The sequence below is a fragment of the Dolichospermum sp. UHCC 0315A genome (assembly GCF_008121535.1).
Lineage (GTDB): Bacteria > Cyanobacteriota > Cyanobacteriia > Cyanobacteriales > Nostocaceae > Dolichospermum > Dolichospermum lemmermannii.
This window is the reverse complement of record NZ_CP043056.1, coordinates 1,616,407-1,630,859: the sequence shown is the minus strand read 5'-3', so window position 1 is coordinate 1,630,859 and position 14,453 is coordinate 1,616,407. Positions and strand designations below refer to the sequence as shown.

19 protein-coding genes, 1 other RNA gene and 2 pseudogenes are annotated in these 14,453 nt (G+C 37.9%); 3 read left to right on the top strand and 19 right to left on the bottom strand.

What is annotated here, in order from left to right:
* Positions 1–241: 241 nt before the first annotated feature.
* The 4 genes from BMF77_RS28920 to BMF77_RS07685 form a co-directional block, all read right to left on the bottom strand.
* Positions 242–448: a hypothetical protein gene (locus BMF77_RS28920; RefSeq protein WP_323294494.1), complete on the bottom strand. Its 207-nt coding sequence runs from the start codon at positions 446–448 to the stop codon at positions 242–244.
* 15 nt (positions 449–463) lie between these two features.
* Positions 464–685 (bottom strand): HNH endonuclease, encoded by a 222-nt coding sequence (locus BMF77_RS28915; protein WP_371735428.1) that lies wholly within the window; start codon positions 683–685, stop codon positions 464–466.
* A 1-nt stretch (position 686) separates the two neighbouring features.
* A complete protein-coding gene (locus tag BMF77_RS07690) occupies positions 687–947 on the bottom strand; it encodes a hypothetical protein (RefSeq protein WP_148761886.1) in 261 nt (86 codons plus the stop codon).
* Positions 948–1,252: 305 nt separating this feature from the next.
* Positions 1,253–1,621, bottom strand: a complete 369-nt coding sequence (locus tag BMF77_RS07685) for an SET domain-containing protein (RefSeq protein ID WP_148761884.1) — start codon at positions 1,619–1,621, stop codon at positions 1,253–1,255.
* 247 nt (positions 1,622–1,868) lie between these two features.
* Between BMF77_RS07685 and BMF77_RS07680 the strand changes: the two genes are divergently transcribed.
* Entirely contained in the window at positions 1,869–2,342 is a 474-nt protein-coding gene (locus BMF77_RS07680; RefSeq protein WP_148761882.1) for a hydrogenase maturation protease, read from the top strand.
* Between the two features lie 26 nt (positions 2,343–2,368).
* Here BMF77_RS07680 and BMF77_RS07675 read toward each other — a convergent pair whose 3' ends face one another.
* From BMF77_RS07675 to BMF77_RS27730, 4 genes and pseudogenes are all read right to left on the bottom strand, one after another.
* Positions 2,369–2,743, bottom strand: coding sequence for a hypothetical protein (locus tag BMF77_RS07675; protein ID WP_148761880.1), 375 nt, complete (start codon positions 2,741–2,743; stop codon positions 2,369–2,371).
* Between the two features lie 18 nt (positions 2,744–2,761).
* A complete protein-coding gene (locus BMF77_RS28910; protein WP_371735425.1) occupies positions 2,762–2,935 on the bottom strand; it encodes a hypothetical protein in 174 nt (57 codons plus the stop codon).
* Positions 2,932–3,273, bottom strand: coding sequence for a hypothetical protein (locus BMF77_RS28905; RefSeq protein WP_371735423.1), 342 nt, complete (start codon positions 3,271–3,273; stop codon positions 2,932–2,934). Before BMF77_RS28905 ends, BMF77_RS28910 begins: the two co-directional genes overlap by 4 nt.
* Before the next feature lie 410 nt (positions 3,274–3,683).
* Positions 3,684–3,822, bottom strand: a pseudogene (locus BMF77_RS27730) (SagB/ThcOx family dehydrogenase); the annotation flags it as partial.
* Between the two features lie 115 nt (positions 3,823–3,937).
* On the opposite strand from BMF77_RS27730, the gene ssrA reads away from it, so the two are divergent.
* Positions 3,938–4,329, top strand: a transfer-messenger RNA (tmRNA) gene (ssrA, locus tag BMF77_RS07665).
* Positions 4,330–4,457: 128 nt separating this feature from the next.
* Here the strand turns inward: ssrA and psb29 are convergent.
* The 3 genes from psb29 to hemF form a co-directional block, all read right to left on the bottom strand.
* Complete coding sequence (gene psb29, locus BMF77_RS07660; protein WP_148761878.1) at positions 4,458–5,129, bottom strand: photosystem II biogenesis protein Psp29; 672 nt, start codon at positions 5,127–5,129, stop codon at positions 4,458–4,460.
* Between the two features lie 203 nt (positions 5,130–5,332).
* A complete protein-coding gene (locus BMF77_RS07655; RefSeq protein WP_148761876.1) occupies positions 5,333–5,701 on the bottom strand; it encodes an STAS domain-containing protein in 369 nt (122 codons plus the stop codon).
* Between the two features lie 131 nt (positions 5,702–5,832).
* Positions 5,833–6,879, bottom strand: a complete 1,047-nt coding sequence (gene hemF, locus BMF77_RS07650; RefSeq protein WP_148761874.1) for an oxygen-dependent coproporphyrinogen oxidase — start codon at positions 6,877–6,879, stop codon at positions 5,833–5,835.
* Positions 6,880–7,261: 382 nt separating this feature from the next.
* On the opposite strand from hemF, the gene BMF77_RS07645 reads away from it, so the two are divergent.
* On the top strand, positions 7,262–7,708 hold the full coding sequence (locus tag BMF77_RS07645) for a DUF6636 domain-containing protein (protein ID WP_148761872.1): 447 nt from the start codon (positions 7,262–7,264) through the stop codon (positions 7,706–7,708).
* Here BMF77_RS07645 and BMF77_RS07640 read toward each other — a convergent pair.
* The 8 genes and pseudogenes from BMF77_RS07640 to BMF77_RS07605 form a co-directional block, all read right to left on the bottom strand.
* Positions 7,705–8,448 (bottom strand): metallophosphatase, encoded by a 744-nt coding sequence (locus BMF77_RS07640; protein WP_148761870.1) that lies wholly within the window; start codon positions 8,446–8,448, stop codon positions 7,705–7,707. The genes BMF77_RS07645 and BMF77_RS07640 overlap by 4 nt on opposite strands.
* Positions 8,449–8,485: 37 nt before the next feature.
* Positions 8,486–9,295 carry a metallophosphoesterase gene (locus BMF77_RS07635; RefSeq protein WP_148761868.1) on the bottom strand — a complete coding sequence of 270 codons (810 nt, stop codon included), beginning with the start codon at positions 9,293–9,295 and terminating at the stop codon, positions 8,486–8,488.
* Entirely contained in the window at positions 9,292–10,065 is a 774-nt protein-coding gene (locus BMF77_RS07630; RefSeq protein ID WP_148761867.1) for a GTP-binding protein, read from the bottom strand. The genes BMF77_RS07635 and BMF77_RS07630 overlap by 4 nt, the downstream gene beginning before the upstream one ends.
* A gap of 12 nt (positions 10,066–10,077) precedes the next feature.
* The gene (gene hisI, locus BMF77_RS07625; protein WP_148761865.1) at positions 10,078–10,413 is read right to left on the bottom strand and encodes a phosphoribosyl-AMP cyclohydrolase; all 336 of its coding nucleotides are present in this window, start codon (positions 10,411–10,413) and stop codon (positions 10,078–10,080) included.
* Positions 10,414–10,516: 103 nt separating this feature from the next.
* The gene (gene folE / locus BMF77_RS07620) at positions 10,517–11,167 is read right to left on the bottom strand and encodes a GTP cyclohydrolase I FolE (RefSeq protein ID WP_148761862.1); all 651 of its coding nucleotides are present in this window, start codon (positions 11,165–11,167) and stop codon (positions 10,517–10,519) included.
* An 87-nt stretch (positions 11,168–11,254) separates the two neighbouring features.
* Positions 11,255–12,277, bottom strand: coding sequence for a GTP-binding protein (locus BMF77_RS07615; RefSeq protein WP_148761860.1), 1,023 nt, complete (start codon positions 12,275–12,277; stop codon positions 11,255–11,257).
* Positions 12,278–12,349: 72 nt separating this feature from the next.
* Positions 12,350–14,179, bottom strand: coding sequence for a threonine--tRNA ligase (thrS, locus tag BMF77_RS07610; RefSeq protein WP_148761858.1), 1,830 nt, complete (start codon positions 14,177–14,179; stop codon positions 12,350–12,352).
* Positions 14,180–14,276: 97 nt separating this feature from the next.
* Positions 14,277–14,453, bottom strand: a pseudogene (locus BMF77_RS07605) (FAD-dependent oxidoreductase); the annotation flags it as partial.

Genomic DNA, 14,453 nt, shown 5'->3' with positions numbered 1-14,453 from the left:
AGAAATGGGAATTTATGTACTTAACATGAATAAATCATCAATAAACAATCCTGTTAATCCTTTAATCTTGAGCATCCTGATTCTGACAATATGAGTATCAAAGATTGACTAAATTGCTAAAAAATGAGTTTCAGGAATTTTGTGATCAAGTTGGCAAAAATGCTGAAGCAAAAGGTATGACAGAAGAAAAGCTCAAAGAAATTCTTGAAAGTGATGATTGAGGAAAGAATTGTCATTGACACTAATTCTTACTCATTTTTTCTTTTGCTGCTGTTGGTGGATACTTATCAACTTCTATCAATAATTGCCTTTCTATAATTCGTTCATTTTTGTTAAAATCGAGAATACGGGATGTTACTTCACCAATATCTGTTAATGGTTGAATGATAGCTTCATTAAGTTGAAAATGATCACCCCAAAAGTCTCTACGAGGGTTAAAAAATCTCACTAATTCACCATTTCGTCAATTAATTGAACCTAAATCTGTACCTTTTTGCAAATTACAGAAAACACAAGCATAACAGAGATTATCATCCGTACTTGGTCCACCATGTTTGACACTAATGATATGATCAACTTGACAAGATGTAGTATCTTCTTCTGAAATTAGACAATATTCACAGATATTACCAGCACGTTCCACAACTAAACGCCTTATTTCTAAATTAATGTAAGTACGAGACACCTTATTTACCCTCAGCGTTAATATATTTATGAGCCTTAGCTTTAGCTAATCTAATAATGTGTTCTAAAGTCAAAAAATACTCTAATTCTTCCTTGTCTTGTTTCGTTAGTTCATTATTTTTAGCACTATCAATTAAATCCTCTAAACGGTTTTGTGCTGTTTCGGAAAGGTGGAAGTTAATTACACTTTCGGGAGTAGTACCAGCAGCAATGAAATCTACAATTTCGTCATAGACTTTGATTGTTTTAACAGATGTATTCATGGCAGTATCCTTTTTTACAATACTTGTCTGATAGCGTAGCCATATCATTGAGTTATAATTATAGCAAATGCACAAATAACCCTGGGTTAAAATTTGTATGAATATTCAAGATAAAACTATTGCTCAAATTCGGCAAATGCCAGATTATTTAATTCAGGAAGTAGATGTTAATTTTTAATATTAGACACAGGAATTTATGTACTCAAAATGAATAAATTATCAATAAATAATCCTGAAAATCCTTTAATCCTGAAAATCCTGATTCTGACAATAGTAAATGTTGGGTTTCCTTACCTCAACCCAACCTACTCTTCTACATCAAACCAAACAGGGGAAATATCATCAACCTGCCCATTATAATTAATCGTAATTTCCTGCCCTTCCCGAATATATTGATGAGCAACAATATCAATTACATTTTTAGCAAAATTCTTAATATAAACCGCATTGGGATGATAAGAATGATTAAAAAGAGAAGCAAAACCTAAACCTATTGCCCCGCTTTCTCCATGCCAACCAAAATAATAATTTAATAACACCGTTTTAGTAATTAACTTAACTTGCTGTTTAGGAATCACAATCACAGCGGCTCTTTCAATTAAATCTCCTTTAGCAAAATCTTGCTGGGCAAATATCCCTCTACCTTTAGTCTCTGTATCACGAAATACTAGCATATAGCAATTCTGTCATGGGTAAGAATGATTTTTGACTAACCACTACAGATAAACGCAGAGAAGATAAACATCAGATCCCCGACTTCTGAGCATTGCTTGATAGTTTATGGAGACGATTACACAAGAAGTCGGGGATCTTGTGCGCTATAGCTACTATAAAGTCAATGATCAAAGATGTAGTCAAAATTTCCGTAAATTTTAATTTTTTGTGCAAAGTTGATAATATTCATGTTATTATAAATATCCCATGCTAACTATCATTGGCTGTGGCAATCTCAATCGGAATGATGATGCTGTCGGCGTAATTATCGCCCAACGTTTACAGCAATATCTCGCCCAAAATCCTCACCCCAACATCCGCGTTTTCGATAGTGGAACTGCGGGAATGGAAGTGATGTTTCAAGCCAGAGGTAGCGAAAAATTAATTATTCTGGATGCCAGTTGCACAGGTTCAGAAGCAGGTGCTATATTTAAAGTCCCAGGGAACGAACTAGAAGCACTGCCCGAACCTAGTTACAACTTACATGATTTTCGCTGGGATCATGCCTTGGCTGCTGGGAGAAAAATCTTTTTAGATGATTTTCCTCAAGAGGTGATAGTCTATTTAATTGAAGCTGCAAATCTGGATTTTGGGCTGGAATTAAGTCCTGTTGTTCAACGTTCTGCTGATTTAGTTTTTGCCGAACTAATTACAGTTATCCAACAGAATGTTATGGCTTAATCAACAATCTCAAATCCCCAATTGCATCAGATCCAATCACGATAAACTGGCAACTCATCTACTCTCATTTCAAAAGGTACAGTTTGACTATCGGGAGGACAAATACGAATTTTAGCACTGCTAACAATGCCAGAAAGAACATTAGCCATAGGGACAATTTGTTGCAAAATTTGCCAGTTGGTAACTTGGTCAGGGCATTCAATTACTAAAGTCAAAATACTCGCATGAGTTGTGGCATACCAACGACAATTAGACAATAAACTATGAATAATGCGATCGCATCCTTCATAAAAGTATTTGCTAATTGAATGCTCCAATTGTTGTCGAAGCATAATATCTGCTGATGTTGGCTGTATAGGGTGCTTATCATCAGCATGGAATTGATGTTCTCTTCTCGCCATTTCCAGTTATTTTCCTATTTATTTACCAATTGCCATTGCATACAATACGTCCTTATTGGTTTCTAGAAAGGCTTGGGTTTCATCATCATAGAAAGCACCAATACCACTACAATCTATTCCCCAATAGTTGCTAAATAAATACACTCTCTGTCCGACAAATCCGGCTAATTGCATAGCCGTTTGATAACTCAAATAATCGGACACCTATTCCAAACGTTCTCCAAAAACCGTTCTCGGTCAAAATTAAATTGAGGATGTTCTAGCTGCTGCTGGTGACTAGGCTGTAAAGACGTTGTTTGATAGGCATCTTCAACACATTGATTAACTTGAAAATAGTCAGTACCACAGACAAAAGGAATAGGTAGCCTTAAGCGTCTGACTGGTTTTTCTTGCGCTTCTGGTGATATCACACAACTAGTAATAAACTCCTTATTCTCAAATCCCAAATCTGCATTGAGAATAAGTTTATCAAAATCAAAGCCTAGTTGTATGTTGTTTTCATGAAGATATGCAAAAAGCAGCGATAGCACCCAAATGGTGTCCGCTATCCAACAAACAATATCTCAAACTCCTGTCTTGATATTTCCAGCTAGACCTATGATAAACACAACTAACTAAAAAGATGAATCCGTTAATACATTTATTTGGTATAACATAATTATCCAATCCATCATCGCCTAATTCATAAATTAAGGTCAGACAATTATTCTCAACTTCTATATGGTAGATGCCATCTATTATGCCTTCTAACCCACGTATTTGTACATAAATTTCTGTCGGGTATAAAGCCCCCTCAGACGGATTTACCCGCAATTTATAGGGACTATTACCGCAGGGCGGAAGTCAAAAGTCAAAAGTCAAAGGTCAAAACTAATATACAGTAAGCTTTTTGGCGATTGAATATAGTTGCTTTATTTACGCCGTGATGTACTATCTTGATATATCTTTTCTCAAGTAATAGCACTGGTTAACCACAAAAAAGTATGAATAGGATTATTGCGATTTAATTGCAGCCGGCGATAAAAACGAGGATAAACTTTAAAAGAAGTTGGTTGTGTAGCGGCATCTACATAATTAGGATAGACTAAAATTCATACCCTTAATCAGCAACGCCAGTTTTCAGCAACAGGAATGGTAATCAACTTATTTGTCAAATTGCAAAATTCCGTACTATAATAAAAGTGTGAAGTACATGGGGCTTTAACGGTTTCGACAGGTTGGCGAAAGCTACTCTGTGATTCAGGTCGAGAGCGAGTCATCTCTCGCAAATCAAAGACTCGAAAAAAAAGTAAATGCGAACAATATCGTAAAATTTGCTCGTCGGGAAGCTCTAGTAGCTGCCTAAGAAACCTCTAATAGGTTCGAGCGTCTTTAATTTGACTCCGTTAAGGATTAAAGACCTAACCCCCAACGGATGCTCCAACAAGCGTTCTCTGGTTGGCTTGAAGGCTAAGATTAAATCAGAGCATCCTACGTTCGGGATAATGAACGATTCCCGCCTTGAGGGTCAGAGAGGCTAAACCTGTGAACGAGTGGAGGGTTAATACCCAATTTGGACATGGGTTCGACTCCCATAAGCTCCATTTTCAATTTTCAATAATTTTTAAGCCCGCTAAACACTTTGATGTTAGGCGGGCTTTTTGCTATTTGGGGGATTTCTCAACATGGATATCCCGTTCCCAAATTATTTATTAGTACGGGATAGTGCTGATAGTTAGGCTTGCTTTAAAGCATCGCGTTTTTTGCGATCTGCTGTCAAAATATCTGCCATGACTATGAGTGCTTGCGCCATTTTTTCTAGGTTAGAACTGTATAGTTCTAAATCTTTGATGAGTTTATCTTCAGAGATATGTAACCCGTTAGAGATTGCTTTTAGTGCTTCAGCCCTTTGCTCATTGTTTTTGACAAGTTCAGGATCTGACTGGACTAATAATGCAAATAAACCAACGCCAAATAAACGACTATATTTAAAGTTGGAATTTGCGGCCACCGCTTCTAGTTGCTTTTGCAAATCTGCATCTTGATTGAGGGGACTTGCTTGACTTAAACTAGCAATCAAATCCTTAGCTGGTAAACTGGCAGCTAAAGCTTGCAATCTGGAGGCATCTTGTCGGTAGCTCTGGGGGTCTTGTTCCACAGCCTGACAGATTGCTCGGAAAATTGACTCTTTGTCCTGTTCTGGTTGGTAGCCATCCATGAAGCGGTCAAAAGTTGTGACAACGCCCAAGGCATAAATCGCATCGTAGCTAAAATCAACATTGACTGATAGTAGGTGCATTTCTACCATCAACTCCTCCACTACCCGGCGGTAAATAGTATTAATCGGCCTGGTATGAAGAGTGTAAAAGGTTCTTTTTGTATCAGATACTGTACGGACGTTATTCACAAAGAAAATTTTAGTAAAGGCGTATTCCTGTTATCTAGTATGAACCAATCAGGGCTAAATAGTTCAAGTTATCAGGACTTACGCAACTGGCACATTGATAGGGTGCCTCAGATATCAACAATCTGTTTATTTGCAGTATTTATGCAGTCTGACGCACCCTACAACAGATTTTCGGTGTGACACTTGCGTAAGTCCTAGTTCTATCAAAAACTTAGACTCCGAGGTACACCTTCTAGGGCTTCTTCTTGAGTTTCAAAGATTTCAAATACTGTATCCATCATTGTGACTTCAAACACAAGCTTGGCTTCTGGGTGAATATTACAAATACGAAAACTGCCCTTAACCTTATCAGCATCACGCATACCAGCTACTAAGGAAGTCAGTCCAGAACTATCAATAAAATTTACTTGGCCTAGATCAATAACAATATGACGGCCAAGCTTAGAAATACATTCCTGTAATTTCAGCCGAAATTGCCAAGCAGTGGTAATATCTAAGCGACCTACCGGAGTTAACATTATTATTGTGTTACCGTCTTGAGTTGTGTAGGTTTTTTGCTCTATATGAATCATTGAAGTAACATCTTTTTGCTAATATTTGCTAATCAAAACAATCATCAGTAGGGGTTATAAAAAAATTTTTAGGGAATAGAGAATAAGCAAGAGGGGGAGAGAAGGAGTGCCTCTCACCCCTTAGATCTTGCCTATTCTTGACTTGGTTTCCAGTTTATCCAATCTTGCGGTTTTAGAAAAGTCTCATACAACTCAGCTTCAGGAGAATTAGGTTCTGGTTTGTAGCCATATTCCCAACGAACTAAAGGTGGTAGAGACATGAGAATTGATTCTGTGCGGCCGTTGGTTTGCAGTCCAAAAATTGTCCCTCGGTCATAAACCAAGTTAAATTCTACATATCTACCACGACGGTATAATTGGAAATTACGTTGGCGATCGCCGTATTCCATCCCCTGTCGGCGTTCCGCAATTGGCGCATAAGCAGGTAAAAATGCCCCAGCACAGTCTTGAACTAAAGCAAATATATCTTCCCAACTCCGTGACGGTAATTGACCTACCTGATTACTATAAATAGCTGCGTCCCCATGAGGATCCGGGCCGCGATAGATAGAACCTTGACCATCTTGGTAATCTAAAAATAAACCACCAATTCCTCGTGTTTCATCCCGATGTTTCAGATAAAAATATTCATCGCACCACCGCTTAAACACAGGATAATACTCAGGATGGTGTTGATCACAAGCTTGTTTAAAAGTGTTATGAAAATGTTTTGCATCTTCAGCAAAGGGGTAATAAGGTGTTAAATCCGCACCTCCACCAAACCACCAAACTGGGCCTGCTTCAAAATAGCGGTAATTTAAATGGACTGTAGGTACATAAGGATTTCGTGGGTGCAACACCAAAGAAGTACCCGTTGCATAAAATCCATGTCCTGCTGCTTCTGGACGTTGGGCTAAAATTGAAGGAGGTAAATGAGAACCCCAAACTTCAGAAAAATTTACCCCTGCTTGTTCAAAGATCGCCCCATCCCGCAGGACACGCGATCGCCCACCACCCCCTTCTGGACGCTGCCAACTATCTTCCTGAAACGTCCCCAGACCATCTAATTTCTCTAAACCTTGGGTAATTTCATCCTGCAGATTCTGCATAAACTGACTGACTCTAGCCTGGGCATTCACACCAGGGAGAACATCAGATGAATCCTTTGTGATAGTGGGGGTTTGCGCGTTGGTTAACATAGATTCCCGAACCTAAAATTACAATTTCTAAACAATTACAAATTTTTGTTGTCAAAACTTCTCAGCAGCGAAAGTCACAAATCCGGCTTAATCTGCCAAAGAAGTTTTCTATGATCCGTCAAAACACCTTTAAATATCCATTGGCACGGAATTTACTCCAACTTACACATATCATATCTAAAGACCCGTTTTCACAGTTATAGAAATAATCTTATTATTCTCAATACCTTGGCCATTTTTTGCTTTGTTGGATTAAGCGACAGCGCAACAAATACGCATTTTGTGGGTTATGGCTTTGCCACACTATGGCTAACGCCGCTGTACCATTTGCTGTGCGAAGGTAACCGTTTCCCAACCCAACCTTTTCAGATATGATCCAATTATGTATAAACAATTGATCAAACCAATTATCTTTGTAGTTACCAGCATAGTAACTGTCTTGCCACAGGTAAGTATTGCTGCACCAAAAGGGTTTCAATCCCCCAGTGGTAATATGTTTTGTGAGCTAAGTGAAGGAGAAACAAATAGTTTACGCTGTGAAATCAATACTTCGCTAAAACCCAAACCGCCTCAACCTTACCCTGGATATTGCGGGTTTGATTGGGGAATGGGTTTTTTGTTACCTGCTGATGCTAGACCAGAAATTTTGTGTATTAGTGATACTGTCGCTGATAAAAATAAACCCGTTTTGGCTTATGGACGGACTTGGAACAATGGTGGTTTTAAATGTGTATCCCAAAAAACAGGTTTAACTTGTACCAATAGAAATGGGATTGGCTTTTTTCTGAGTCGGGAAAAATGGCGAGTATTAGGTCTTTCTAGACCTTAGTTACAAATCTGCCGCTTTTGAAAACCCTTAGCTTGTCCGTAATACACGGTTTTAAACTTCACCTGATTTGTCTCAGGATTGTAGAGAGTATATGTTGCTTCTCCTGGTGTCCGTCCCACGTTTCCCACTCCAATCACTTGACTAGGAGTAACCGTGACAATTTGCGGGGACAATTGATGAGCAAGGGTAGTAATTTCACTGCTAATAGAACCAGCTTGTAACTGATACTGAAAAGTTAACCCAGAACGACCACAAAATAGATTATTTGCTTGCATTCGTGACAATCTATCTAGCATTTGAATTGGGGGAGTATCGGGAGTAAGTTCATCATTTACACCTGCTGTCGAACCGTGTATTAATAAACAATCTAATTCAAAAAAACCAAAATCCAAGTTTCTCAACCATTGTACTGTCTGACGGGAAACACAATCCCACAACATCTGCACAGTATCACCACCATATTTTGCCAGTAATTCCGGTGCGTCTCCAGTCGGACCCAAACCATGTAAAATCAAACACTGTTCTTCCCACCATCCCTTACAAACCATTGGTGCTAATTCACCCCGTCGCGGTGATTTTACCCTTTCCACTAGCTGTTCACATTCTCGCCTTGGACCGACTAAATCACCGATAATATATAATGCCTCTATGTAACGGCTTTGCAGCTTAATATCAGCTATCACAGCTTCATAGGCTGGCAAATTTCCTTCAATTCCACTCAATATTGCCCACATAGTCAATTTTGGATTTTAGATTTTAGATTTTGGATTAGTTATTTTATCTGGTACAAACATGAGTTGGATCTTCTGCCCGTTCAGCATACTCTAAGCCATGCGCTAAACGCCAAGCAAAGATTTCTGGTAATCCCTTTTCGATAATTGCTGCACAGGTTTTTTGATAATCATAGGTAACTTCCCGCAAAGTCACCCCTTGAGTATCAGTTTCATAAATTACATAAGTTGCATTTGGTCGTCCATGTCGAGGTTCTCCAACAGAACCAACATTAACAATCTTTTTCAGCGCAGATGAAAAGTTAATTTTCCGTGATTCTGCTGGATTATTAACCTGAACTTGTAACTCACCAGCATTAAGATTACGAGTATAAGGAACGTGAGTATGTCCACAAAATAGCACGTCTGCACCTGTGGAAAGTACCCTTTCTAAAGCGACAAAAGCATCCAATTCAGGTAATAAATATTCATGGTTGCTATGGGGACTACCGTGAACAAAGGCTAAGTTTTGCCATTGGAGACTATGGGGTAAATTGGCCAAAAATTCCCGGTTTTGTGGGTGGATTTCCTGATTTGTCCATTGGTGAGCCTTTAGTCCTCTTTTTTCTGCCAATATTGAAGGATAACTACAATCACAAGCGTTTAATCCCTCTACAATATCTTCATCCCAACAACCAGCGCAGGTAGGAATATCCAAGGAGCGAATTTGGTTAATTACCGCATTAGGGTGGGGTCCATATCCCACTAAATCACCAACACAAAATATTTTTTCAGCTTTTTGTTCGTCAATATCTAATAATACAGCATCTAAGGCTTCGTAATTACCATGAATACATGACATGACAGCTATTTTCATACTTGTTGACCTTCTAGTAAAATTTGTTGTACTTGTTGTTGATATTGCAAAATCATGGATTCAGATAAACAGCAATCTGATAATGTTGCTTTTAAAGCGGTTTCATTTAAGTTTTTTCCGGCTATTTCTATGCCACTAAATCGCTGAGGTCTACCTTCTAAATACCTTGGTACGTTTAATTCTAAAAAGTCCGTTTGGGGAACACCAGAGACAAAATCACAGGAAAGAGAACGTCCATCATTAACATCGAAAATTGCCTTAGCACGGGTAACAATACCATAAGCACCGTGAGTTATTTCATACCAAAATTCATCTAAACTATTTTCATCAATTACTTGCCCCGTAGTTTCTACCCGCCATAAATTTTCTACAATTATAGTTGGAACTGGTGCGCCATAGATAATTTCATTTGCCCAACTATCATATTCAGAGTTTTTTAACTCCTCTGGAATAATTGCTATAGCCTGGTAAGTGAGATGATCTAATATTTTTGATATACTATTTAACTCTAGATAAGAACCTAATTCAACATAAACACTATCTGCTGTGGGGATGTGATATAGAAATTCAATTTCTTGACCATCACCAAATATTTTCAGATCAGGAAATTCAGTAGCTATTTTAGTTTGATCAATGGGGATATTCCCCGTTCCTGGAGAAAAATAAATTACTTTTTCAATAGATTTAATATCTCGAATTTGTTGACAGATCCAGGTAGTTTTTCCAGATCCAAATAATCCAGCGACAACGGTAATAATTGGTAAAGTCATAATCAATATAAATTATAATTTATGAGATAAAATTCCCACAGAATTAAAAAAACAACTTCTTGCTCCAGTATGACAGGCAATATCACCAACTTGCTCAATTTTGATGAGAATTGTATCACCATCACAATCATAAAAAAGCTCTTTTACCTTTTGAATATGTGCAGATGTTGCCCCCTTATGCCACAACTGAGAACGGGAACGACTCCAATAATAAACTTCACCTGTAGCCAGGGTTTTTTGAATTGATTCTGCATTCATCCAAGCCATCATTAGAACAGTACCATCGAGATAATCTTGAGCTATAGCCGGAATTAACCCCTGCTCATTAAATTTCAAATTTCCAATCATGATAACTTATCCCTTTTTATCTGCGTTTATCTGCGTTTATCTGCGTTCAAATATCAATATAATGTAGAGATAAAAAATCTCTTATCCCTACATCACACAAAGCCTATTTAAAATTAGCACTGTGGCGAATTAAATTCATAAATTCTTCACGAGTGCGTGCGTCTTCAGAAAACACACCACGCATAGCACTGGTAACAGTCCAAGAACCTGGTTTTTGCACTCCTCTCATCACCATACACATATGAGTTGCTTCAATTACCACTGCAACCCCTTGAGGTTTGAGTAAACCTTGCAGTGCGTCAGCAATTTGTAAAGTTAGCCGTTCTTGCACTTGTAAACGTCGAGCATACATTTCACAAATGCGGGCAATTTTTGATAATCCTATGACTTTACCATTAGGAATATAAGCAATATGAGCGCGGCCAATGATTGGTAATATGTGGTGTTCACAGGAACTGAAAAGATCAATATCCCGGACTAAAACCATTTCATTTGCATCTTCTGTAAATACTGCTCCATTTAGCAGTTCATCTATAGATTGATCATATCCACTTGTAAGAAATTTTAACGCTTTAACAACTCTTTTGGGAGTATCTTTTAATCCCTCACGGTCTGGATTTTCTCCTAATCCAATCAGTAGAGTGCGTACAGCTTGCATCATGTCTGCCTCTGTTACAGTTGGCTGTTGCTGATTAGATAAAGATGAAATTATATCAGCAGCAGAAGTTAGTTCTGGACGAATAGATAAAGTCATTTTCTAAGTTTAGTGGGATGAGTTATGGTGGATGTTAATAGTCGAATATCTATTAACTAAATTTGCTCATTGGTTACTACTATTAAACTATAACAAACATTTGTTAAGTTTTGTGTAAATCTCATTAGTATCCAGTTTTCTGCCAACAAAAACTACCTGATTTTTCGGTGAAGTATACCATTCATCAGCGTGCAAAGTGTAACGAGGTCCGCTCAGTTGGAAGATATGACGTAACTCACTATCACTAAACCATAAAATACCCTTAGCTCGAAATACATTTTCTGGCATTTCTTCGGTTAGGAAATTCTCAAATTTATGCACATCAAATGGTTTATCACTTTGGAAAGAAATGGAAACAAACCCATCATTGTCTAAATGATCAGAGTGATGATGATGATGCTCATGTTCATGATGATGTTCATGTTTATGAGTATCTTCGTCATCAATAGCAATGTACTTATCTTTTGGTGTTAAACCCACATCTAAAATTAATGGTAAAGCAACTTCACCATATTGAGTATGTAAAATCTTCGCTCCATGCTTGATATCATGGATGAAATTTTCTACTTCTTGAATTTTCTCTGGGGTAACAAGGTCTGTTTTATTGAGGAGAATAATATCCCCATAAGTAATCTGTTTTAAAGCTGCTTCACTCTGGAAGTGTTCTTCGTCAAATGCTTCAGCATCTACCACTGTGAGAATCGAATCTATGTTAGTTAAATCTCTCAGTTCTGTGCTAAAAAAAGTTAGGATAATTGGTAAAGGGTCAGCAACACCAGTGGTTTCAATTACTAGATAATCAATGCGTTCTTCTCGTTCTAAAACTCGATAAACAGCATCAACTAAACCATCATTAATTGTACAACATATACAGCCATTACTAAGTTCTACCATATCTTGGTCTACAGAAATTAGTAATTGACTATCAATGTTAATATCACCAAACTCATTGACGAGAACAGCGACTTTTAAATCTTGTTTATTTTGTAGGATTTGATTTAAAAGCGTAGTTTTACCACTTCCGAGAAATCCCGTAATAATAGTAATGGGCATTCCTTGTTTGGGAATTTCAGGAATTGTATTTGTTGTATTGAGAGTGATGGTATTCATATTGAAATCTAATGGTTTTATTGGTTGAATGTTTAAATCAGTGTTCTTAAAAGATTACTGACTTCTTTGATCCTAATCTTTTGCTCCTTGTAAATGATCTACAAGTTCAGTTAAAGTCAGAATTCCTAAATCTCCAGCTTGTCTACTTCTAATACTCAAAGTTTTGCTTTCTACTTCTTTCTTACCAACAACAGCAACAACGGGAATTTTTTCTAATTGTGCTATGCGAATTTGTTTGCCTAAACGTTCACCACTGCTATCTACTTCTACCCTAAATCCGGCTTTTTTCAAGTCTGTTGCTACTGATTTTGCATATTCTCGAAAGTCATCACTTACAGGTAACAACCGCAATTGTACAGGTGCTAACCACAAGGGAAAATCCCCTGCATAGTTCTCAATTAAAATGCCAAAAAAGCGTTCCAAAGAACCAAAAATAGCCCGATGAATCATAATTGGTCTTTGCCGACTACCATCAGCAGCAATATATTCCATATCAAACCTTTCTGGCAAATTAAAATCTACCTGAATAGTTGAACATTGCCACAAACGACCAATAGCATCTTTTATTTTAATGTCTATCTTTGGTCCATAGAAAGCTCCACCACCTGCATCAACAACATAATTCCAGCCTTTAGTATTTAAAGCTTGTTCTAGTGCTGTTGTGGCTAATTCCCAAACATCATCAGTTCCGACTGATTTATCAGGACGGGTAGAAAGATTGACCTCATATTCTTTAAAACCAAAATCTGATAAAATCTGCTCAGTGAGATTTAAAACTCCTAATATCTCATCAGCAATTTGGTCAGGTAAACAGAAGATATGAGCATCATCTTGAGTAAATCCTCTGACTCGCATTAAACCATGTAATGCTCCAGATCGTTCGTAACGATAAACTGTTCCTAATTCTGCCCATCTTAATGGTAATTCTCGATAGGAATGAAGTTGATGTTTATAAGTTAGAACATGAAAAGGGCAATTCATGGGCTTAATTTGATAAGCCTGATTTTCCACATCCATCGAGTCAAACATACTTTCTTGATAAAAGTCAAAATGACCCGATGTTTTCCATAGGTTGAGATTGGCTATATGAGGTGTATACAGTAATTGATAACCAGATTCTAGATGAGCTTCGCGCCAATAATCTTCAATTATGTAGCGAATAATTGCGCCATTGGGATGCCAAAATACTAAACCACCACCGGCTTCTTCTTGAATACTAAATAAATTAAGTTCTTGACCTAACTTGCGATGATCTCGACGGAGGGCTTCTTCTCTTAGTTGGAGGTAAGCTGCTAATTCTGCTTTTGTTTGCCAAGCTGTCCCGTAAATCCGTTGTAGCTGAGGTTTAGTTTCATCACCTTGCCAATAAGCACCAGCAACATTTAATAATTTAAAGGCATGAGGATCAATTTCACCAGTAAAGTTAATGTGAGGACCCGCACACAAATCCCACCAATAGTTATTCGCTGGTTGAATATCTGTGACAAACAATGAAGTTTCTGAATTACCAGTTTCAGGAGTACCAATGAAGTAGCGGGTGATAATTTCTGATTCGGGTATACGTTCTAAGATTCCTAGCTTGTAAGGCTCGTTTAATTCGGCAATTTCGGCGCGAATTTCGGCTCGTTCCACCTCTTCCCGGATAATAGGTAGGTTAACTTTGATTATCCGTTGCATTTCGATTGCAATTTTGCCTAAGTCATCAGGGGTGATGCTGACTGGACAATCAAAATCGTAGTAAAATCCAATTTCTGTGACAGGTCCAATTGCTACCTTAGTCCCTGGAAATAGTCTTTGTACCGCCATTGCCATGATATGGGCGCTGGTGTGACGAATTCGTGTAAGTTTGTCGTCTTCGTGCAGGTTCAAGCTGTCTTGAGACTGGGTTAATGAACTGACCATATCAAACAAAAATGAGAATCGTTATCAGTCTAGCGCAAAAAGGTGTGAATGTTACTAATTTCGGAGTTGATTTTGGGGAAAATATTTTGAAGTGTTGTTAGCTGGCTTTAACTTCAGTGATACTATGAGAAAAAGATACACTGGGCTTAACGATCGCTGGGACAATTTTTTCACAAGCCATTCTTGCACCGGATAAATTTCTGGCTGTCGGACCAACTTGCAAAGCTGCTAAACCACCCATGATAATAGATAATAGGGAGATAAGGACTGGCAA